This window comes from Pseudomonas sp. 22515, assembly GCF_052044625.1.
GTDB lineage: Bacteria > Pseudomonadota > Gammaproteobacteria > Pseudomonadales > Pseudomonadaceae > Aquipseudomonas > Aquipseudomonas alloputida.
In genome coordinates this window covers 122032-142018 of the sequence record NZ_JBQENN010000006.1, presented here as the reverse complement: position 1 = coordinate 142018, position 19987 = coordinate 122032, and the positions used below count along the sequence as shown (strand labels likewise).

The window sequence follows — 19987 nt, the reverse complement described above, 5'->3', positions numbered from 1 at the left end:
GGAGAATCCGATGCGAGTGTGGTGGTTGAGTGCCGGTCTGGCCCTGTATTGCCTGGCCCAGAGCGCAGCGGCAGGAACACTGCTGGTTGTTGGCGATAGTATCAGCGCCGGTTTTGGCCTGGATAGCCGTCAGGGCTGGGTGTCTCTCTTGCAGGCCCGTCTCAGGGACGAAGGTTTTGACGACAAAGTGGTCAATGCTTCGATCAGTGGCGATACGAGCGCAGGTGGCCAGGCGCGGCTCCCGGCGCTGCTTGCAGCACATAAACCAAGCCTGGTGGTGCTGGAGCTGGGCGGCAACGATGGCCTGCGCGGGCAGCCGCCTGCACAATTGCAACAAAATCTTGCCTCGATGATCGAGCGTTCGCGTCAGGCAGGGGCCAAGGTGCTGCTATTGGGCATGCGCCTGCCGCCCAATTATGGTGTGCGTTACACCACCGCCTTTGCCAAGGTGTATGAACAGCTGGCAGCGGACAAACAGGTTCCCTTGGTGCCGTTTTTCCTCGAAGGGGTAGGGGGCGTACCTGAACTGATGCAGGCTGATGGCATCCATCCGGCCCAGGGGGCTCAGCAGCGCCTGCTGGAAAATGCCTGGCCAGCGATAAAACCCTTGCTGTGAAGCTTTAAACGGGGGCGCCTTTCGGCTAATGTTGCGCCCCCCGTTTCGAGTGCTCCAAATGCCGCGCCCTGCCTGGTCCCTGTATGCCTACCAACTGATCGAGCCCGACGAGCAGCTCGACCTGTTCGCCTGCCAGGAAATCCGCGTCCACCTCGTGGCCCGCCAGCTTGAGCTGGGCGTGCCGGTCGACCGTACCTTGTGCGGCGGCCTGCTGCCAGCCCAGCCGCGTTGGTCGGGGGTGCCGCGATCGATTTACCGCGATGGCCGCCTGTGTGAGCTGTGCCGTGCCATCCTCGATGCCCAGCGACGCGGCATGCGCCCGGTGTGGCCTGAGCTGCATGGCAGCTGAACGACAAGCGCCTTTCATCATCTGAAACGCTTGCAGCGTGCCAATGCCTCCCGCTTGCATCGGCGCGGGTGTACAATCGATTCTCTTGACCCATCTTTCGAAGGATTTACCGGATGTTGCCGCGCTTTCCTGCCGTCACCCGTAGCCTGTCCCTGGCCGCCCTGTTGGTAGCGGGCCCCGCTGCTGCGCTGGAGCTGCCACTGCCACCGCCCGGTGAAGACATCGTCGGCCAGGTGCATGTGATCAAGGCAAAGTACGAGGACACGTTCGCCGATATCGGCACCGCAAACGACCTCGGCTACCTGGAAATGATTGCCGCCAACCCCGGCGTGGACCCTTGGCTGCCGGGTGCCGGCACCGAGATCATCCTGCCGACCCGTTTCGTTCTGCCGCCGGGGCCGCGCGAAGGCATCGTCATCAACCTGGCCGAGTACCGCATGTACTACTTCCCCAAGGGGGAGAGCGTGGTGTACACCTTCCCGCTGGGCATTGGTCGCGAGGGGTGGGGGTCGCCGATCGCCAACACCAAGATCACCGCCAAGACGCCCAACCCGACCTGGACGCCGCCCGCTTCGATTCGCAAAGAGCACGCCGAGGACGGTGACATCCTGCCGACGGTGGTGCCGGCTGGCCCGGACAACCCGCTGGGGCCGTTCAAGTTCACCTTGGGCGTACCGGGCTATCTGATCCATGGTTCGAACAAGAAGTTCGGCATTGGCATGCGCACCAGTCACGGTTGCTTCCGCATGCTTAACAACAATGTGCTTGAACTGTCGAAGATGGTGCCGGTGGGGACGCCAGTGCGCATCATCAACGAGCCTTACAAGTTCGGTATCAGCGCCGGCAAGGTCTATCTTGAGGCACACACGCCGCTGGATGACCAGGGTAACCCGTCAGTGGTCGACAAACACACCGCAGTTATCAATGCCTTGCTCAAGCGTGAAGACCTGGCCAATAACCTACGCATGAACTGGGACATGGTACGTGACGTGGTGGCTGCAGAAGATGGCATGCCGGTAGAAATTGCCGTGCCGGTGGAAAACCAAGGGGCCGCACCGATGGTGTCGAGCATTCCGCCCGAACTGCAGTAAGGTGATTTCGACACACCCAGGCCTGCCTTAGTGCAGGCCTTTTTGTACCTGCTGGCCGCGTTTGTCGGATTCAAAGGCAATAAAAAAGCCGACCCACAAGTGGGTCGGCTTCTTAACAATCCGTGAGGATTATTACTTGCGGCTGGCTTTGTCCAGCATACGCAGAGCGCGCTCGTTGGCTTCGTCAGCGGTCTGCTGAGCCTTCTGAGCGGCTGCCATTGCGTCGTCAGCCTTACGGTAGGCTTCGTCAGCACGAGCTTGAGCGCGAGCTGCTGCGTCTTCAGTCGCAGTCAGACGAGCTTCGGTTTCTTTGGATACGCTGCTGCAACCGGTAGCCAGAACTGCGGCCAGAGCCAGAGCAGAGAATTTCAGAACGTTGTTCATCGTGTTCCCCTTCAAGGACTTTCTATTAAATAGCCATCTCTCAGGAAAGAGAAACTGGCCGGCGTACATAGTACCCATTACTTGTAGTAAGTAAACTGACAGAGCGCAAGAACTGCAAAAAAAATGTTGCTTGACTCCGCGCCGACAAGATTTGCGACGTGTCTGTGAAAAAAATGTGCAGGGTTCGCAAGCGGTTGTGGTACAGGAACTTTTTTGTTGAACTAAGGGTGACTTTAACTGTCGATCAGCGTCTTAAGCCCTAGAACATCCGGTGGCTGTTGCGCGGGCTTGGGAAAGTCACCCGGGCGGCGTTTTGACCTTTTTTAAGCGCCACCACCTTGAGCAATCCCGCTCGCGGTGCCTACTATCTTGTGAGTGCCAGACGATCCGAACGATTACAATCGTCCAATGGTCGAAGCGGCAACAGGTGGCGTAGAGGATTCTGTGCCGGATAAACCACCATCGGTTAAGGTAAGGGTCTGCCGAGAAGACCTGCGAGGAGTAGTGATGAGCGAAGCGCTGACCATCCACCATGACCAGGCCGGTCATCAGTTCGAGACCAACGTGGACGGTCATCGTGCCTACCTGACGTACATGGATCTGGGCAAGCAGACGCTGGACATCTATCGCACCTTCGTGCCCAACGCCCTGCGCGGCCGTGGGATCGCTGCCGCCCTGACCGAGCGGGCGCTGGAGTACGCCGAGCAGATGGGCTACACGGTGATCCCGTCTTGCTCGTATGTGGAGCGTTACATGGAGCGCCAGCAGCGGCATTCGAGCAAGGCCTGAGCTGACCATAGGCCCCGACACAACAAAAAAAACGCCGGGCAGTGCCCGGCGTTTTTTATTCCCGCAATGTTCAGCTGCGCTTACGCTGCGGCAGCACATCCTTGAGCTTGGCATGCATGCTGCGCAGGGTTTTCTCGGTCGCCGACCAGTCGATGCAGGCGTCCGTGATCGACACGCCATACTGCAACTCGTCCAGGTTTTTCGGAATGGACTGACAGCCCCAGTTCAGGTGGCTTTCGACCATCAGGCCGATGATCGACTGGTTGCCTTCGAGAATCTGGTTGGCGACGTTCTCCATCACCAGCGGTTGCAGGGCCGGGTCCTTGTTGGAGTTGGCATGGCTGCAGTCGACCATGATGTTGGCCTTGATCTTGGCCTTGGCCAGGTCCTGTTCGCACAGGGCGACGCTGACCGAGTCGTAGTTCGGCTTGCCATTGCCGCCGCGCAGTACCACGTGGCCATATGGGTTGCCCTTGGTGGTGACGATCGACACGCCGCCTTCCTGGTTGATGCCCAGGAAGCGGTGCGGCTTGGACACCGACTGCAGGGCATTGATGGCAACGGTCAGGCCGCCGTCGGTGCCGTTCTTGAAACCCACCGCCGAGGACAGGCCCGAGGCCATCTCGCGGTGTGTTTGCGATTCGGTGGTGCGGGCACCGATGGCCGACCAACTGATCAGGTCTTGCAGGTACTGCGGGGAAATCGGGTCGAGCGCTTCGGTGGCAGTCGGCAGGCCCATTTCGGCCAGGTCCAGCAGCAGCTTGCGGCCGATGTGCAGGCCGTCCTGGATCTTGAACGAGTCATCCAGGTACGGATCGTTGATCAGGCCTTTCCAGCCGACGGTGGTGCGCGGCTTTTCGAAGTACACGCGCATGACCAGGTACAGCGTATCGGACACTTCTTCGGCCAGCACTTTCAGGCGCTCGGCGTATTCGTGGGCGGCCTTGATGTCGTGGATGGAGCAAGGCCCGACCACGACGAACAGGCGATGGTCCTTGCCGTCGAGAATATTGCGCACCACTTCACGGCCGGCAGTCACGGTCTGCAGGGCCTTGGCGCTGAGGGGGATTTCCTTCTTGAGCTGATCAGGGGTGATCAGGGTCTCGTTGGAGGCAACGTTCAAGTCATCGATCGGTAAATCAGCCATCGTGTTACTCGTCAGGTCACGGGTGCCGGCCGCCAACTATCCCCGTGCGGCCCAGCAGCAAGAATAATCGCAGCGGGGAGCCGAACCTTAGCGCGTTACAGATGGCACGACAATGGGCTGAACCCAGTCATTGTGGGGTTTTTACCTGAGCGAGGGGGTTGCGCGCGAATGGACTGCCCAGCGCTACGTAACCTGTGTAAAAAGAGTGCTGACCCTTTACCTGGAGATTGGCATGCATTCGCACCCCCCTCGCATCGGCATCATCGGCAGTGGCGCCATCGGCGGCTTTTATGGGTTGATGCTGGCCCGGGCCGGTTTCGATGTGCATTTTCTGTTGCGCAGCGAGTACCAGGCCGTTTGTGAACGCGGGCTGAGCCTGGACAGTGCCGTGCATGGCGCACTGCACATGCGGGTGCAGGCTTACGTCAGTGCCGCCGACATGCCGCCCTGTGACTGGCTTCTGATCGGGGCCAAGGCCACCAGCAACGAGCAGTTGGCACCGTTGATCGTCCAGGCTGCTGCGCCCGGCGCCAAGGTGGTGCTGTTGCAGAACGGCCTGGGTGTCGAGGAGCAGTTGCGTCCGGCCTTGCGCAGCGACATGCACCTGCTCGGCGGCCTGTGCTTCATCTGCGTCAACCGCCAGGCGCCAGGTGTAATCCGCCACCAGGCGCTGGGGGCGGTCAACCTGGGGTATCACAGCGGGCCGGCCACCGATTGCGGTGTCGCGCTGGTGAATGAAGGCGCCGGGTTGTTCCAGGCGGCGGGGATCGACTCGCAGGCCATGCCGAACCTGGCCTTGGCGCGCTGGCAGAAGCTGGTGTGGAACGTGCCTTACAACGGGCTGTCGGTGCTGCTGGGGGCCAGCACTTCGCCACTGATGGCCGACAGCAATAGCCGCGAGCTGATACAGGCCTTGATGGCCGAGGTGGTGCAGGGGGCGGCAGCCTGTGGCCATGTACTGCCCGAGGGCTATGCCGAGCACTTGTTCCAGGTGACCGAGCGCATGCCTGACTACTGGCCGAGCATGCATCACGACCATGTCCACAAACGCCCGTTGGAGCTGGGGGCCATTTACGCCGAGCCGTTGGCACGCGCTCGGGCGGCAGGCTGCAGCATGCCGCGCATTGAAATGCTGTACCAAGCGCTGAGTTTCATCGACAGCAGCAACCGGCCTGCCTGAGAGGGTGGCCGAGGCTTCGGCGGGGCCTTCCAGCCCACGGCGGCAGCGNAAAGCGAGCGTCCGGCGCGCTGCTAAGCTGAAGCTTGCTCTGCCGCTGCGGCAGTCGAGGAGGTCGAATGATCCGCTCCATGCTGTACGCCACCGACCTCGGTGTCTACGCCCCTTTCGTGATGCAACACGCGCTGGCCCTGGCGCGCACGTTCGGTGCCGAGTTGTATGTGATCCACGCGGTCGAGCCGATGGGCCAGTTCGCCGAATCCCTCCTGCAAAGTTACCTCGATGAGCAGACGCTCGATCAATTGCACAGCCAGGGGGTGAACACCGTGATGGCGAACATAGAGCAGCGTGTACTGGAAAACTTTCGCGACGAGCTGGGCGAAGAGGCTGACCTGGCGGTGATCAAGGCCGTGCGTGTGCGTCAGGGCGACCCGGCGCAGGTGATTCTCGACCAGGCCCAGCGGCTAAGCGTCGACCTGTTGATATTCGGTAGCCACAGTGCCGGTGCCGGGGTGGATGTACCGCTGGGGCGCACGGCGGTGCGGCTGCTGCAGCTGTCGCCGGTGCCGGTGTACATGGTGCCCTTGGCGCAGCATCTGGGGCGTAGGAAAACGTGAAGATAGGTGCAGTCCATTTCCGTGGGCATGTAACAAAATAGTTCTAGATTTATTTCCAGAACCACTAATATAGTTATATATCGTCGCTGCCTGCTGCCGCGGACTCACCGCTGAACCGAGGGAAACCTATGAAGCTTCAACAACTGCGCTACATCTGGGAAGTGGCGCACCATGACCTCAACGTCTCCGCGACGGCGCAGAGCCTGTATACCTCCCAGCCAGGTATCAGCAAGCAGATCCGCCTGCTCGAAGACGAATTGGGGGTTGAAGTCTTTGCCCGCAGCGGCAAGCATCTGACCCGCGTGACCCCGGCCGGTGAGCGCATCATCAATACCGCAGGCGAAATCCTGCGCAAGGTCGAGAGCATCAAGCAGATTGCCCAAGAGTTCTCCAACGAGAAGAAGGGCACGCTGTCCATCGCCACCACCCACACCCAGGCGCGCTACGCGTTGCCGCCGGTTATCAGCAGCTTTATCAAGCAGTATCCGGAGGTGTCCCTGCACATGCATCAGGGTTCGCCCATGCAGATTGCCGAGATGGCTGCGGACGGTACGGTCGATTTCGCCATCGCCACCGAGGCGCTGGAGCTGTTCGGCGATCTGATCATGATGCCGTGCTACAAGTGGAACCGTTGCGTTGTGGTGCCACAGGGGCACCCGCTGGCCAAGCTGCCGAAACTGACCCTGGAAGCCGTCGCCGAATACCCGATCGTCACCTACGTGTTCGGTTTCACCGGGCGCTCGAAATTGGATGAAGCTTTCAATCACCGCGGCCTCACGCCAAAAGTGGTCTTCACCGCGGCTGACGCCGACGTCATCAAGACGTATGTGCGCCTGGGGCTGGGCGTGGGTATCGTTGCTGGCATGGCTGTGGACGCCAAGCTCGACAGTGACTTGGTGGCGCTGGATGCCAGTGAGCTGTTCGAAGCCAGTATCACCAAGATCGGCTTCCGTCGGGGTACCTTCCTGCGCGGCTTCATGTGCGACTTCATTGAGAAGTTTGCCCCGCACCTGACCCGTGAAGTGATGGCCAAGGCCATTCAGTGCCATAACAAGCAAGAGCTGGAAGCGTTGTTCGAAGGTGTCGAGCTGCCGGTTCACTGATTCGGGAGTGATGGGGCCGCTGTGGGAGCGGGCGGCTTTGGTCGCGATCACCGGCAAAGGCGGTGCCATGCACCGCGTCGCCTGCTTCGCGGGTAAACCCGCTCCTACAGACCGCCCGGGCTATCTCAAGCCTTGCTGATCAGGTTGCCCGCATGCAACCCGCATTCCTTCTGCGTCGACTCTTCCCACCACCAGCGCCCTTCACGCTCATGCTGGTTTGGCAGCACCGGGCGGGTGCATGGCTCGCAGCCAATGCTGATGAAGCCACGCTCGTGCAGGCTGTTGTACGGCAGCTCGAGCATGCGGATATAACCCCATACCTCTTCACTGCTCATCTGCGCCAGCGGGTTGAACTTGTACAGCGTGCGCTCAGGCGTAGAAAAGGCGCTGTCGATTTCCAGTGCTGCCACCTGGCTGCGGGTGCCCGGGCTTTGGTCGCGGCGCTGGCCGGTGGCCCAGGCGCTGACGGTGGCCAGCTTGCGTCGCAGCGGCTCGATCTTGCGAATGCCGCAGCACTCGCCATGGCCGTCCTTGTAGAAGCTGAACAGGCCCTTTTCCTTGACGAACGGGTCGAGCTTGGCGCGGTCCGGGCTGAGGATTTCGATCGGCAGGTTGTACTGTTCGCGTACCTGGTCGATGAACCGGTAGGTCTCCGGATGCAGGCGCCCGGTGTCGAGGCTGAATACCTTTACCTGCTTGTTCAGCTTCCAGGCCATGTCGACCAGCACCACATCCTCGGCGCCGCTGAAGGAGATCCACAGGTCATCGCCGAAGTGCTCGAAGGCAAGCTTGAGGATGTCCTGCGGGGACTTGTTGGCATAGGTCGCGGCCAGGGCGGCGACGTCGAAGGGTTGGCTCATCAGGCGGTTTCCATCTTGGCTGTGGCGCTGTGCGCTCGTAGTAGGGGGATGGTAACAAAAAAAACGTGGTCTAGATGGGCTCACAAGCCCTGCAGGGTCTGCATCAGCACCCGCACTTTGGCGATCGACTCTTCATACTCGGCCTGCCACTGCGAGTCGGCTACCACCGCGCCGCCGCCCCAGCAACTGACCTGTCCATCTTTGATCAGCAAGCTGCGAATGGCGATCGAACTGTCCATTTCGCCGCGCACATCCACATACAGCAGCGAGCCGCAGTACAGCGCGCGGCGCGCGGGTTCCAGTTCGTCGATGATCTGCATGGCGCGGATTTTCGGCGCGCCGGTAATCGAGCCGCCAGGGAAGCTGTCGCCGATCAGGTCCAGCGCGTCCTTGTCGCTGGCCAGCTGGCCAGTGATGCTGCTGACCAGATGGTGCACATTGGGGTAACTCTCCAGGCTGAACAGTTCCGGTACCTTCACTGAGCCGATCTCACACGTGCGTCCCAGGTCGTTGCGCAGCAGGTCGACGATCATCAGGTTTTCCGAGCGATCCTTCGGGCTGTGCAGCAGCTCTTGGGCATTACGCTGGTCTTCAGCCGGGTCGCTGGCGCGTGGGCGGGTGCCCTTGATCGGCCGGGTTTCCACCTGGCCCTGGCTGACGCGGATGAAACGCTCGGGCGAAAAGCTCAGCAGGGTACTGCCGTCGGCCAGTTGCTGGTAGCCGGAGAAGGGTGTCGGGCAGGCCTGGCGCAGGGCCTGGTAGGCCCGCCATGGATCGCCTTGGCAGGGCGCGCGAAAGCGTTGGGTGAGGTTGATCTGGTAGCAGTCACCGGCCTGGATGTAGCGTTGTACCTGATCGAAAGCGGTTTTGTATTGCTCCGGCTCCAGGTCACCGGCCATCGGTGCGAGCAGCCGGAAGTCGCCGGTGGTGGTGCTGGTGTCCTGGAACAGGCTGATAAGGCGTTCGCGTTCGTCGCCTGCCAGGCTCGGGTGGAACACCAGCTGGCTGGTGCCGAGCAGATGATCGCTGACCAGTGCCCAGGCATACAGGCCCAGTTGTGCGTCTGGCAGGCCGAGGTCGTCCACGGCCAGGCTTGGCAGGTGTTCCAGGCGGCGGCCGAAGTCGTAGCTCAGGTAGCCGATCAGGCCCCCGACAAAGGGCAGTTCTACACCGTTGGGCAAGTCGGCGTGGCCCAGTTGTGCCAGGCCAGCGCGCAGGCGCTGGAGGAAGACGCGGCCATCTTCATCGGGCTGCGCCTGCAGTTGTTGCAGCGGCCAGGCGCTGAGCAGGTCGAAACGCCCGCGTTCGGCGCCGGGGCGGGCGCTGTCGAGCAGGATCGCACCGGGGGCCTGGCGCAGGTGGGCGAAATAGGCGGCAGGGTCGGGCTGGTAGGGCAGGGGGTGTAGCGTGCAGGTCGGCATCAGTATGGACGGCGATGTAAAAGCGAGGAGGGCGATTGTAGACCTGTGCAGGAAAAGCGCCTAGCGCTGGGTACGACATTCAACATTGTGTTTGGCCCATACGCAGCACAAGGCAGTTCCTGCAGGTTGAGCGAAGCGCTCGAATCAACTGCAGTGCTTGCAGGAGCAACCTTGTGCTGCGAATGGGCTGCAACGCAGCCCCTGTATTTCAGCGGTTAGGCACATGCCCGAACAGGCCCTGTGCTACCCGTACCCGCTGCTCGGCGTCTTCGGTCACACCCTCCTTGGCCAGTGCTTCGATGTGCGCCTCAATGGCATGGGTGCGCTGAGTCAGGCCGCAGTCGTTGGCAATCTGGATGTTCAGCCCCGGGCGGGCGTTGAGCTCCAGAATCAGCGGGCCCTTGTCCTGGTCAAGCACCATGTCCACGCCGATATAGCCCAGGCCGCACAGTTCATAGCAGCCAGCGGCCAGCTTCATGAAGCCGTCCCAGTTCGGCAGTTGCACGCCGTCCACCGCGTTGGTGGTGTCCGGGTGCTTGCTGATGATGTTGTTCAGCCAGGTGCCGCGCAGGGTCACGCCGGTGGCCAGGTCGACACCCACACCGATGGCGCCCTGGTGCAGGTTGGCCTTGCCGCCAGACTGGCGAGTCGGCAGGCGCAGCATGGCCATCACCGGGTAGCCCATCAGGACGATGATGCGGATGTCCGGTACACCTTCGTAACTGATGCTCTTGAAAATCTGGTCCGGGGTCACGCGGTACTCGATCAGCGCGCGGTCGCGGTGCCCGCCGAGGGAGTACAGCCCGGTGAGGATGCTGGAAATCTGGTGCTCGATTTCCTCATGGCTGATGATCTTGCCCGACACTGTGCGGTAGCGGTCCTCGAAGCGGTCGGCGATTACCAGGATGCCGTCACCGCCGGCGCCTTGCGCCGGCTTGATGACGAAATCGCTGCGACCGCCGATGATCTGGTCGAGCTTATCGATCTCTTTTTCGGTCTCGATGATGCCGTACATTTCCGGCACATGGATGCCGGCCGCCAGTGCGCGCTCCTTGGTGATGATCTTGTCGTCGACGATCGGGTACAGGCTGCGCTTGTTGTACTTCAGCACATAGTCCGCGTTACGTCGGTTGATCCCCATGATGCCCCGGGCCTCCAGGGCTTTCCACGTCTTGATCAGGCCAAACATCAGGTGTCTGCCTTTTTCAGGAAGGCTTTGAAGCGCACGAGCTCGGTCAGGCGGTAGCCGCGATAACGGCCCATCGCCAGCATGAAGCCCACCAGGATCAGCAGCACCGCCGGGAAGGTGAACACGAAGTACACCAGCTCCGGCACCATCATCAGCAGGTGTGCCAGGGAGGCGGCGAACAGGGTGCCGATGGCCACTTTCATGGCATGGCCGCCACCACGCTCCTCCCAGGTGATCGACAGGCGTTCGATGGTCATGGTCAGGATCACCATCGGGAACAGTGCTACCGACAGCCCGCGTTCAAGTCCCAGCTTGTGGCTGAACAGGCTGATGGCGGCAATCAGCACCACGACGAAGGTCAATACCACCGACAGGCGTGGCAGCATCTGCAGCTTGAGGTGTTCCAGGTACGAGCGCAGCGACAGGCCCAGGGCAGTGATCACCGTGAACAGCATGATACCGAAGCCCAACTGGGTTTCGCGGAACGCCAGGGCGATCAGCACCGGGGTGAATGTGCCCAGGGTCTGGATGCCGATCAGGTTGCGCAGCACCAGGATCACCAGCACGCCGATCGGGATCATGACCATGATCATGAAGGTTTGCTGGGTTTGCAGCGGCAAACCGTACAGCGAGTACTCGAGGAAGTCGGCGTCGGTGTTCTCGTCGGTCAGCTTGGCCAGGCGGATGGCGTTCATCTCGCTGTTGTTCATGCTGAAGGTGACAGTGGCCTTCTTGCCGCCATCGACGGTGATCAGGTTGTCGTCACCGGTCCACCACAGCAGGCGGTCGCTCGGCAGGCCTTGCTCACCGGTGTCCGGGTTGAAGTACAGCCAGTCGTCGCCGTTGAAGCTGCGCAGCCACAGCTCCGGGGTTTGCGGGGTGTCGGCCAGCAGGCGGATGGTGTGCACCTTTTCCATCGGCACGTGGGCGATCGACAGCAGCAGGTCGATGACCTGGGCCTTCTTCATTGCCGAAGTATCGCCGGCCAGCAGCAGCTTGACGTTGTCGTCGTTGAGGTTGTTGACCCGCTTGATGGTCTCGCTGACAAAGGTCTCGACGTCGGCCGAGTGCTGACGTATAGGCGCCATCAGCGCTTCAGCGGCGATCTTCTCGGGGCCTTCGACGGCCAGGCTGTCACGGAAGGTCGGGCCTTTGATCTTGGTCTTCTCGTTGCTGTAGCGCTTGGTCAGTACCAGGCGGTAGTAGAGGGTCTGGTTGCCACTGGCGCGACGTGCCGACCAGGTAACCTTGCGGTTGCCGTCGGCGCGGTTGATGCTGACCCCGTAGTTGTTGGAGATGAAGCTCTCGTTGAGGCTGACGTAGTCGCGGTTCAGCGGTGGCACGAACATCTGCACCTTGACCGGGTCCTTGCTGCTGGCCACGAACTCGACCTTGGCGTCAATGTTCCACAGGTCGTCGGTTTCATCCTCGGTCACCGGGATGCCGAGCACGAAGATCTGATAAGCCGTGACCGCCACGCCCAATAGCACCAGCACGGTGATCAGGACTTTCAGATGGAGGGTGAGAGAGCGCATCGGGATTACTCTGCTTTGGGAGCGTCGGTGGCACAGGCAGGTTTGCCGGCCGCATATTTAAGGCTTGGGTCAACCAGTGCGTCGAAGTGCTTGAGCGCCTCGGAACCGATCAGCAGCGGGAACTGGAAGGCGCTGCGGTCGGTGAGGTTGACTTCGATGGTGCGCCTGGTCTGGCCCATGCAGATTTCGAGTTCGATGACCGGGCGGGCCGTGTAGGCCTTGCCTGATTCGGCATCATAGTCGCCGGCCCGGCGCTTGATCTTGCTGACGCGTGCCAGTGGGCGTTCGATCGGGTGCGAATGGGCCGCATCGATGGCGAGGTAGAAGCGTACCCAGCTTTCGCCATTGCGCTTGAACCGCTTGATGTCGCGGGCGCTGAGCGACGCGGTCTTGGCACCGGTGTCGAGCTTGGCGGCCACTTCCAGGTCCAGGTCGCCCAGATGTGCGTATTCGTTGAGACCATACACGGTCTTGCCCGCAGCCTGGCCAAGGGCCGGCAGCAGGGTGAGGCATAGCAGCAATAAAACGGGTGTAAGTCTCATATTCCTGGCGCGGTGCATTGCAAGGTTCTAGGCAAGGTTCAGGTCAAGGTGACTGGCAATTACTGCGCAAGCTTCCTCGTTTATCTGTCAACAGGCACGAATGCATGACAGACAGGCTATCCATACCCCATCGGAGGCGCGGCATTCTATCACGCCGACGTCTTGACGCCAGCGGTGCGCGATCTGACAGCGTTGTAGTGGTGATAGTTCGCGATTAGACGATTGTCGACAATGTTCATTTTGTCTTTGACTTGAAGGGCTCGTTTCGTTAGTTTCTGGCGAAGAGATTTAAAAGGTGTCGACAATATGCAGGACCTTTCCACCCCCGGCCCGGTGCTGACAGACGAAACGGAAACCCTCTCCGAAAACGTCTTCCGGCGCATCCAGGCGGCCATTGTCAAGGGTGATATCGCCCCCGGCAGCAAGATTTCCGAGCCGGAGTTGGCGCGCACCTATGGCATCAGCCGCGGGCCGCTACGCGAAGCTATCCACCGCCTTGAAGGCCAGCGCTTGCTGGTGCGCGTGCCGCATGTGGGCGCGCGGGTGGTATCGCTCAACCACGCCGAGCTGATCGAGCTGTACGAAATTCGCGAGTCGCTGGAAGGCATGGCCTGCCGCCTGGCCGCCGAGCGCATGAGCCAGGCCGACATCGACGAACTGCGCCGGGTGCTCGACACCCATGAGCGCGATGCCGCGTTCCAGGCCGGCCTGGGCTACTACCAGCAGGAAGGCGACTACGACTTCCATTACCGGATTATTCAGGGTAGCGGCAATCAGACCCTGGTCAAGATGCTCTGCGGCGAGCTGTACCAGCTGGTGCGCATGTACCGTATCCAGTTCTCTGCCACGCCTAACCGGCCACGCCAGGCCTTTGCCGAGCACCATCGCATTCTTGATGCCATTGCCGACCGTGACGGCGAACTGGCCGAACTCCTGATGCGCCGCCACATCGGCGCGTCCAAGCGCAATATCGAGCGTCACTACCTGGACGCCCACAACAACAGCACACGAGGTGAGAAATGACAGTCAAGAGCACCCCCGGTCAGCGTTTCCGTGACGCCGTTGCCGCTGAACATCCGCTGCAGGTAGTTGGTGCCATCAACGCCAACCATGCCCTGCTGGCCAAGCGCGCCGGCTTCAAGGCCATCTACCTGTCAGGTGGCGGTGTGGCCGCCGGCTCCCTGGGCCTGCCAGACCTGGGCATCACTGGCCTGGACGACGTGCTCACCGACGTGCGTCGTATCACCGACGTGTGCGACCTGCCGCTGTTGGTGGATGTCGACACCGGCTTCGGCGCTTCGGCCTTCAACGTTGCCCGTACCGTGCGCTCGATGAGCAAGTTCGGCGCTGCCGCCATTCATATCGAGGACCAGGTTGGCGCCAAGCGTTGTGGCCACCGTCCCAACAAGGAAATTGTCAGCCAGCAGGAAATGGTCGACCGTATCAAGGCTGCCGTCGACGCCCGCAGCGATGACAGCTTCGTGATCATGGCGCGTACCGATGCGCTGGCCGTCGAAGGCCTGAACGCGGCCCTCGACCGTGCCGAGGCGTGTGTCGAAGCTGGCGCCGACATGATCTTCCCGGAAGCCATCACCGAACTGCAGATGTACAAGACTTTCGCTGATCGGGTGAAGGCACCGATCCTGGCCAACATCACCGAGTTCGGTGCCACGCCGCTGTACACAACCGAAGAGCTGGCCTCGGTCGACGTGTCGTTGGTGCTGTACCCGCTGTCGGCGTTCCGCGCCATGAACAAAGCAGCCGAGAACGTGTATACCGCGCTGCGCCGTGACGGCACGCAAAAGAACGTGATCGACACCATGCAGACTCGCATGGAGCTTTACGATGCCATTGGTTATCACGCCTTCGAGCAGAGCCTCGATGCACTGTTTGCCCAGAAGAAGGGCTAAGCGCTAGCGCCCGAATTAGCCAGAAAGCATCCATAACAAATTCAAGAAAGGAGAAACACCATGGCCGAAGCAAAAGTACTCAGTGGCGCAGGCCTGCGTGGCCAGGTGGCCGGCCAGACTGCACTGTCGACCGTGGGCCAGGCCGGTGCCGGGCTGACCTACCGTGGTTATGATGTGCGTGACCTGGCGGCCGGTGCCGAGTTCGAAGAAGTCGCCTACCTGCTGCTGTACGGCGAGCTGCCAACCCAGGCCGAACTGGCCGACTACAAGCGCAAGCTCAAGGGCCTGCGTGACCTGCCGCAAGCCTTGAAGGAAGTGCTTGAGCGCATCCCGCGCGATGCCCACCCGATGGACGTCATGCGCACTGGTTGCTCGGTACTGGGCACCCTCGAACCAGAACTGACCTTCGAAGCCCAGCGCGACAAGACCGACCGCCTGCTGGCGCTGTTCCCGGCCGTGATGTGCTACTGGTACCGCTTCACCCACCATGGCGTACGCATCGACTGCACCACTGATGAAGACACCTTGGGTGGCCACTTCCTGCACCTGCTGCACGGCAAGAAGCCGAGCGAGCTGCACGTCAAGGTCATGAACGTGTCGCTGATTCTCTACGCTGAACACGAATTCAACGCCTCGACATTCACTGCCCGCGTCTGCGCCTCGACCCTGTCTGACTTGTACTCCTGCGTTACCGCAGCCATCGGCTCGCTGCGTGGCCCGCTGCACGGCGGTGCCAACGAGGCTGCGATGGAACTGATCGAACGCTTCCAGAGCCCGCAGGAAGCCACCGCCGAGCTGCTGCGCATGCTCGAGCGCAAAGACAAGATCATGGGCTTTGGCCATGCCATCTACAAAGAGTCCGACCCGCGCAACGAGGTGATCAAGGGCTGGTCGAAGCAGCTGGCTGATGAAGTGGGTGACAAGGTGCTGTACCCGGTGTCCGAAGCCATCGACAAGACCATGTGGGAGCAGAAGCGCCTGTTCCCCAACGCCGACTTCTACCATGCCTCGGCGTACCACTTCATGGGCATTCCGACCAAGCTGTTCACCCCGATCTTCGTCTGCTCGCGGCTGACCGGCTGGGCGGCGCACGTCTTCGAGCAGCGCGCCAACAACCGCATCATCCGCCCGAGCGCCGAGTATGTCGGCGTCGAACAGCGCCAGTTCGTGCCGATCGAGCAGCGCTGAATAGCTATAGAGAGGCAACCCGTTCCCCTTGTGGGAGCGGGCGTGCCCCCGANCACGCCCGCTCCCACAGGTACGGTGAAACCTTCCGAATCCTGTGACCGAGCCTGATTCCATGATGAACACTGCATACCGCAAGCACCTGCCAGGCACCGACCTGGACTACTTCGATGCCCGCGCGGCGGTCGAGGCGATCAAGCCCGGCGCCTACGACGGCTTGCCATACACGTCCCGCGTGCTCGCCGAGAACCTGGTGCGCCGCTGCGACCCTGCTACGCTCGATGCCTCGCTGAGCCAGCTGATCGAGCGCAAGCGCGACCTCGACTTCCCGTGGTTCCCGGCCCGCGTGGTGTGCCATGACATCCTTGGCCAGACTGCGCTGGTGGACCTTGCCGGCCTGCGTGACGCCATTGCCGACAAAGGCGGCGACCCGGCCCAGGTCAACCCGGTGGTGCCGGTGCAACTGATCGTCGACCACTCGCTGGCCGTCGAGTGCGGTGGTTTCGACCCGCAGGCCTTCGAAAAGAACCGCGCCATCGAAGACCGCCGCAACGAAGACCGCTTCCACTTCATCAATTGGACCAAGAAGGCGTTCAAGAACGTCGACGTGATCCAGCCGGGCAACGGCATCATGCACCAGATCAACCTGGAGAAGATGTCGCCGGTGGTCCACAGCGACCGCGGTGTCGCCTACCCGGACACCTGCGTCGGCACCGACAGCCACACGCCGCATGTCGATGCACTGGGTGTGATCGCCATCGGCGTAGGCGGCCTGGAAGCCGAAAACGTGATGCTCGGCCGCGCCTCCTGGATGCGCCTGCCGGAAATCGTCGGCGTCGAGCTGACTGGCAAACTGGCCCCGAACATCACCGCCACCGACCTGGTACTGGCCTTGACCGAATTCCTGCGCAAGCAGAAAGTGGTCGGCGCTTACCTGGAGTTCCATGGCGAGGGTGCTCGCGCCCTGACCTTGGGCGACCGCGCCACCATTTCCAACATGGCCCCGGAATACGGCGCCACGGCGGCGATGTTCGCCATCGACCAGCAGACCATCGACTACCTGCGCCTGACCGGCCGTGAAGAGCAGCAGGTCAAACTGGTGGAAACCTACGCCAAGGCCACCGGCCTGTGGGCGGACAGCCTGGGCGGCGCCGTCTACGAGCGCACCCTGAGCTTCGACCTGTCGAGCGTGGTACGCAACATGGCCGGCCCGTCCAACCCGCATGCTCGCGTCGCCACCAGCGACCTGGCGGCCAAAGGCATCGCCGGCAGCTGGGAAGAAGTGCCGGGGCAGATGCCGGACGGCGCGGTGATCATCGCTGCCATCACCAGTTGCACCAACACCAGCAACCCGCGCAACGTGATTGCCGCAGGCCTGATTGCGCGCAATGCCAACAAGCTGGGCCTGACCCGCAAGCCATGGGTCAAGTCGTCGCTGGCACCTGGCTCCAAGGCCGTGCAGCTGTACCTGGAGGAAGCAGGGCTGGAGAAGGAGCTGGAGCAACTGGGCTTTGGCATCGTCGCCTTCGCCTGCACCACCTGCAACGGTATGTCCGGCGCCCTGGACCCGGTGATCCAGCAAGAAATCATCGACCGCGACCTGTACGCCACTGCCGTGTTGTCGGGTAACCGCAACTTCGACGGGCGTATCCACCCGTACGCCAAGCAGGCCTTCCTAGCCTCGCCACCGCTGGTGGTGGCCTATGCCATTGCCGGTACCATTCGTTTCGACATCGAGAAGGATGTGCTGGGCGTGGTCGACGGCAAGGAAATCCGCCTCAAGGACATCTGGCCCAGCGACGAAGAAATCGATGCGGTGGTGCGTGCTGCGGTCAAGCCGGAGCAGTTCCGCAAGGTCTACATCCCGATGTTCGCCATCGAGGAAGACCGCGGGCCAAAAGTTGCGCCGCTGTATGATTGGCGCCCGATGAGCACCTACATCCGCCGCCCTCCCTACTGGGAAGGGGCCCTGGCCGGCGAGCGCACCCTGCGCGGCATGCGTCCCCTGGCGGTGCTGCCGGACAACATCACCACCGACCACCTGTCGCCGTCCAACGCGATCATGCTCGACAGCGCTGCGGGTGAGTACCTGGCGAAAATGGGCCTGCCGGAAGAAGACTTCAACTCCTACGCTACCCACCGTGGCGACCACCTGACCGCCCAGCGCGCCACCTTCGCCAACCCTAAACTGTTCAACGAAATGGTGCGCAACGACGATGGCAGCGTGAAGCAGGGCTCGCTGGCGCGTATCGAGCCGGAAGGCAAGGTTACCCGCATGTGGGAGGCGATCGAGACCTACATGCAGCGCAAGCAGCCGCTGATCATTGTCGCCGGTGCCGACTACGGCCAGGGTTCGTCCCGTGACTGGGCGGCCAAGGGCGTGCGTCTGGCCGGTGTCGAGGCGATCGTGGCCGAAGGCTTCGAGCGTATTCACCGCACCAATCTGGTAGGCATGGGCGTGCTGCCGCTGGAGTTCAAGCCGGGCACCGACCGCAAGACCCTGGGCCTGGATGGCAGCGAAACCTATGACGTGCTGGGTGCGCGTACGCCACGGGCGACCCTGACCCTGGTGGTTACCCGTGCCAATGGCGAGCGCCTTGAGGTACCGGTGACCTGCCGTCTGGACACCGCCGAGGAAGTGTCGATCTACGAAGCGGGCGGGGTGCTGCAGCGCTTTGCCCAGGACTTCCTCGAAGCGACCGCCTGAGCATGAATCGGGGGCCGCTTTGCGGCCCTTTNCCTGTGGGAGCGGCCTTGTGTCGCGAAAGGGCTGCAAGGCAGCCCCAGGGTATTTCACCGGACTATCAGGATGCCCAAGAAAATGGCACATGTACCCCAGATCAAAATCCCCGCCACCTACATCCGCGGCGGCACCAGCAAAGGCGTGTTCTTCCGCCTGCAGGACCTGCCCGAGCAGGCGCAAATTCCAGGTCCCGCTCGCGATGCGCTGCTGCTGCGGGTAATCGGCAGCCCCGACCCTTACGGCAAGCAGATCGACGGCATGGGCGGCGCCACGTCGAGCACCAGCAAGACCGTCATCCTGTCGCAAAGCATCAAGCCCGAGCACGATGTCGACTACCTGTTCGGCCAGGTCAGCATCGACAAGGCCTTCGTCGACTGGAGCGGCAACTGCGGCAACCTGTCCGCTGCGGTCGGTTCGTTTGCCATCAGCAGTGGCCTGGTCGACCCGGCGCGTATTCCGCGCAACGGTATCGCCACCGTGCGTATCTGGCAGGCGAATATCGGCAAGACCATCATCGCCCACGTTCCGATCACTGAAGGTGAAGTGCAGGAAACCGGCGACTTTGAGCTGGACGGAGTCACCTTCCCGGCGGCCGAGGTGCAGCTGGAGTTTCTTGACCCTGCAGCCGATGAAGACGGCGGTGGCGGTGCCATGTTCCCCACTGGCAATCTGGTCGATGACCTGGAAGTGCCGGGGGTCGGTACGTTCAAGGCGACCCTGATCAATGCCGGTATCCCGACCATTTTTGTCAATGCTGCCGATATCGGCTACACCGGTACCGAACTGCAGGACGCCATCAACGGCGATCCGCAGGCGCTGCTGCGCTTCGAGACCATTCGCGCCTATGGCGCCGTGCGCATGGGGCTTATCGACAACGTCGACCAGGCTGCCGGGCGTCAGCACACGCCGAAAGTGGCGTTCGTCGCGCCGCCGAGCACCTACACTGCCTCCAGTGGCAAGGCGGTGCAGGCCGGTGAGATCGACCTGCTGGTGCGGGCCTTGTCGATGGGCAAGCTGCACCATGCCATGATGGGTACGGCTGCGGTGGCAATTGGCACTGCGGCGGCCATTCCGGGCACGCTGGTCAACCTCGCCGCTGGCGGAGGCGAGCGCAGCGCTGTGCGTTTCGGTCATCCTTCGGGCACCCTGCGGGTCGGGGCCGAGGCACGCCAGGTGAATGGTGAGTGGACGGTAACCAAGGCAATCATGAGCCGTAGTGCTCGCGTGCTGATGGAGGGCTGGGTTCGCGTGCCTGGCGACAGCTTCTAACGCACCACTGGCGCTCGGCTTTAGTTCGTTGGGGCCGCCAAGCGGCCCTTCGCGGGCTTG

The 19987-nt window shown here is 62.0% G+C and carries 19 protein-coding genes; 12 read left to right on the top strand and 7 right to left on the bottom strand.

Annotation, left to right across the window (positions count from 1 at the left end):
* Positions 1-10: 10 nt before the first annotated feature.
* The 3 genes from ACTJJN_RS08320 (at position 11) to ACTJJN_RS08310 (ending at position 2056) form a co-directional block, all read left to right on the top strand.
* Complete coding sequence (locus ACTJJN_RS08320; protein WP_003250280.1) at positions 11-616, top strand: arylesterase; 606 nt, start codon at positions 11-13, stop codon at positions 614-616.
* A gap of 58 nt (positions 617-674) precedes the next feature.
* Positions 675-965, top strand: coding sequence for a hypothetical protein (locus ACTJJN_RS08315; protein WP_003250283.1), 291 nt, complete (start codon positions 675-677; stop codon positions 963-965).
* 113 nt (positions 966-1078) lie between these two features.
* Positions 1079-2056 (top strand): L,D-transpeptidase family protein, encoded by a 978-nt coding sequence (locus tag ACTJJN_RS08310; RefSeq protein WP_003250286.1) that lies wholly within the window; start codon positions 1079-1081, stop codon positions 2054-2056.
* Positions 2057-2188: 132 nt separating this feature from the next.
* Here the strand turns inward: ACTJJN_RS08310 and ACTJJN_RS08305 are convergent, their stop codons facing one another.
* Positions 2189-2440 (bottom strand): Lpp/OprI family alanine-zipper lipoprotein, encoded by a 252-nt coding sequence (locus ACTJJN_RS08305; protein WP_003250288.1) that lies wholly within the window; start codon positions 2438-2440, stop codon positions 2189-2191.
* 507 nt (positions 2441-2947) lie between these two features.
* On the opposite strand from ACTJJN_RS08305, the gene ACTJJN_RS08300 reads away from it, so the two are divergent.
* On the top strand, positions 2948-3229 hold the full coding sequence (locus tag ACTJJN_RS08300; protein ID WP_003250290.1) for a GNAT family N-acetyltransferase: 282 nt from the start codon (positions 2948-2950) through the stop codon (positions 3227-3229).
* A gap of 70 nt (positions 3230-3299) precedes the next feature.
* Here the strand turns inward: ACTJJN_RS08300 and ACTJJN_RS08295 are convergent, their stop codons facing one another.
* Positions 3300-4376, bottom strand: a complete 1077-nt coding sequence (locus tag ACTJJN_RS08295; protein WP_014753832.1) for a 3-deoxy-7-phosphoheptulonate synthase — start codon at positions 4374-4376, stop codon at positions 3300-3302.
* A 232-nt stretch (positions 4377-4608) separates the two neighbouring features.
* On the opposite strand from ACTJJN_RS08295, the gene ACTJJN_RS08290 reads away from it, so the two are divergent.
* The 3 genes from ACTJJN_RS08290 (at position 4609) to cysB (ending at position 7273) form a co-directional block, all read left to right on the top strand.
* Complete coding sequence (locus tag ACTJJN_RS08290; RefSeq protein WP_017147773.1) at positions 4609-5556, top strand: putative 2-dehydropantoate 2-reductase; 948 nt, start codon at positions 4609-4611, stop codon at positions 5554-5556.
* Between the two features lie 116 nt (positions 5557-5672).
* On the top strand, positions 5673-6170 hold the full coding sequence (locus ACTJJN_RS08285; RefSeq protein ID WP_003250295.1) for a universal stress protein: 498 nt from the start codon (positions 5673-5675) through the stop codon (positions 6168-6170).
* 128 nt (positions 6171-6298) lie between these two features.
* On the top strand, positions 6299-7273 hold the full coding sequence (gene cysB, locus ACTJJN_RS08280) for an HTH-type transcriptional regulator CysB (protein WP_003250297.1): 975 nt from the start codon (positions 6299-6301) through the stop codon (positions 7271-7273).
* A gap of 125 nt (positions 7274-7398) precedes the next feature.
* Here cysB and ACTJJN_RS08275 read toward each other — a convergent pair whose 3' ends face one another.
* From ACTJJN_RS08275 to rloA, 5 genes are all read right to left on the bottom strand, one after another.
* A complete protein-coding gene (locus tag ACTJJN_RS08275; protein WP_003250299.1) occupies positions 7399-8133 on the bottom strand; it encodes a phosphoadenylyl-sulfate reductase in 735 nt (244 codons plus the stop codon).
* An 80-nt stretch (positions 8134-8213) separates the two neighbouring features.
* Complete coding sequence (gene pabB / locus ACTJJN_RS08270) at positions 8214-9554, bottom strand: aminodeoxychorismate synthase component I (RefSeq protein ID WP_014753830.1); 1341 nt, start codon at positions 9552-9554, stop codon at positions 8214-8216.
* A 208-nt stretch (positions 9555-9762) separates the two neighbouring features.
* Positions 9763-10743, bottom strand: coding sequence for an alpha-L-glutamate ligase-like protein (locus ACTJJN_RS08265; RefSeq protein ID WP_003250303.1), 981 nt, complete (start codon positions 10741-10743; stop codon positions 9763-9765).
* Complete coding sequence (gene rloB, locus ACTJJN_RS08260; protein WP_012053057.1) at positions 10743-12278, bottom strand: osmotic stress tolerance membrane protein RloB; 1536 nt, start codon at positions 12276-12278, stop codon at positions 10743-10745. Before rloB ends, ACTJJN_RS08265 begins: the two co-directional genes overlap by 1 nt.
* Before the next feature lie 5 nt (positions 12279-12283).
* Positions 12284-12820, bottom strand: a complete 537-nt coding sequence (gene rloA, locus ACTJJN_RS08255) for a retropepsin-like aspartic peptidase RloA (protein ID WP_010953297.1) — start codon at positions 12818-12820, stop codon at positions 12284-12286.
* 306 nt (positions 12821-13126) lie between these two features.
* Between rloA and ACTJJN_RS08250 the strand changes: the two genes are divergently transcribed.
* The 5 genes from ACTJJN_RS08250 (at position 13127) to prpF (ending at position 19927) form a co-directional block, all read left to right on the top strand.
* A complete protein-coding gene (locus ACTJJN_RS08250; protein WP_003250308.1) occupies positions 13127-13843 on the top strand; it encodes a GntR family transcriptional regulator in 717 nt (238 codons plus the stop codon).
* Entirely contained in the window at positions 13840-14730 is an 891-nt protein-coding gene (prpB, locus tag ACTJJN_RS08245; protein WP_012053054.1) for a methylisocitrate lyase, read from the top strand. The genes ACTJJN_RS08250 and prpB overlap by 4 nt, the downstream gene beginning before the upstream one ends.
* Positions 14731-14790: 60 nt before the next feature.
* Entirely contained in the window at positions 14791-15918 is a 1128-nt protein-coding gene (prpC, locus tag ACTJJN_RS08240) for a bifunctional 2-methylcitrate synthase/citrate synthase (RefSeq protein ID WP_003250313.1), read from the top strand.
* A gap of 115 nt (positions 15919-16033) precedes the next feature.
* Entirely contained in the window at positions 16034-18622 is a 2589-nt protein-coding gene (acnD, locus tag ACTJJN_RS08235) for a Fe/S-dependent 2-methylisocitrate dehydratase AcnD (protein WP_019752043.1), read from the top strand.
* A 114-nt stretch (positions 18623-18736) separates the two neighbouring features.
* Entirely contained in the window at positions 18737-19927 is a 1191-nt protein-coding gene (gene prpF / locus ACTJJN_RS08230; protein ID WP_017147771.1) for a 2-methylaconitate cis-trans isomerase PrpF, read from the top strand.
* The last annotated feature ends 60 nt before the right edge of the window (positions 19928-19987 follow it).

Coding starts and splice junctions, on each gene's coding strand:
- ACTJJN_RS08320 (WP_003250280.1), top strand. CDS start 11: ATGCGAGTGTGGTGGTTGAGTGCCGGTCTGGCCCTGTATTGCCTGGCC.
- ACTJJN_RS08315 (WP_003250283.1), top strand. CDS start 675: ATGCCGCGCCCTGCCTGGTCCCTGTATGCCTACCAACTGATCGAGCCC.
- prpB (WP_012053054.1), top strand. CDS start 13,840: ATGACAGTCAAGAGCACCCCCGGTCAGCGTTTCCGTGACGCCGTTGCC.
- prpF (WP_017147771.1), top strand. CDS start 18,737: ATGGCACATGTACCCCAGATCAAAATCCCCGCCACCTACATCCGCGGC.
- ACTJJN_RS08300 (WP_003250290.1), top strand. CDS start 2,948: ATGAGCGAAGCGCTGACCATCCACCATGACCAGGCCGGTCATCAGTTC.
- ACTJJN_RS08265 (WP_003250303.1), bottom strand. CDS start 10,743: ATGTTTGGCCTGATCAAGACGTGGAAAGCCCTGGAGGCCCGGGGCATC.
- prpC (WP_003250313.1), top strand. CDS start 14,791: ATGGCCGAAGCAAAAGTACTCAGTGGCGCAGGCCTGCGTGGCCAGGTG.
- ACTJJN_RS08310 (WP_003250286.1), top strand. CDS start 1,079: ATGTTGCCGCGCTTTCCTGCCGTCACCCGTAGCCTGTCCCTGGCCGCC.
- pabB (WP_014753830.1), bottom strand. CDS start 9,554: ATGCCGACCTGCACGCTACACCCCCTGCCCTACCAGCCCGACCCTGCC.
- ACTJJN_RS08275 (WP_003250299.1), bottom strand. CDS start 8,133: ATGAGCCAACCCTTCGACGTCGCCGCCCTGGCCGCGACCTATGCCAAC.
- ACTJJN_RS08295 (WP_014753832.1), bottom strand. CDS start 4,376: ATGGCTGATTTACCGATCGATGACTTGAACGTTGCCTCCAACGAGACC.
- cysB (WP_003250297.1), top strand. CDS start 6,299: ATGAAGCTTCAACAACTGCGCTACATCTGGGAAGTGGCGCACCATGAC.
- rloA (WP_010953297.1), bottom strand. CDS start 12,820: ATGAGACTTACACCCGTTTTATTGCTGCTATGCCTCACCCTGCTGCCG.
- ACTJJN_RS08305 (WP_003250288.1), bottom strand. CDS start 2,440: ATGAACAACGTTCTGAAATTCTCTGCTCTGGCTCTGGCCGCAGTTCTG.
- acnD (WP_019752043.1), top strand. CDS start 16,034: ATGAACACTGCATACCGCAAGCACCTGCCAGGCACCGACCTGGACTAC.
- ACTJJN_RS08250 (WP_003250308.1), top strand. CDS start 13,127: ATGCAGGACCTTTCCACCCCCGGCCCGGTGCTGACAGACGAAACGGAA.
- ACTJJN_RS08285 (WP_003250295.1), top strand. CDS start 5,673: ATGATCCGCTCCATGCTGTACGCCACCGACCTCGGTGTCTACGCCCCT.
- ACTJJN_RS08290 (WP_017147773.1), top strand. CDS start 4,609: ATGCATTCGCACCCCCCTCGCATCGGCATCATCGGCAGTGGCGCCATC.
- rloB (WP_012053057.1), bottom strand. CDS start 12,278: ATGCGCTCTCTCACCCTCCATCTGAAAGTCCTGATCACCGTGCTGGTG.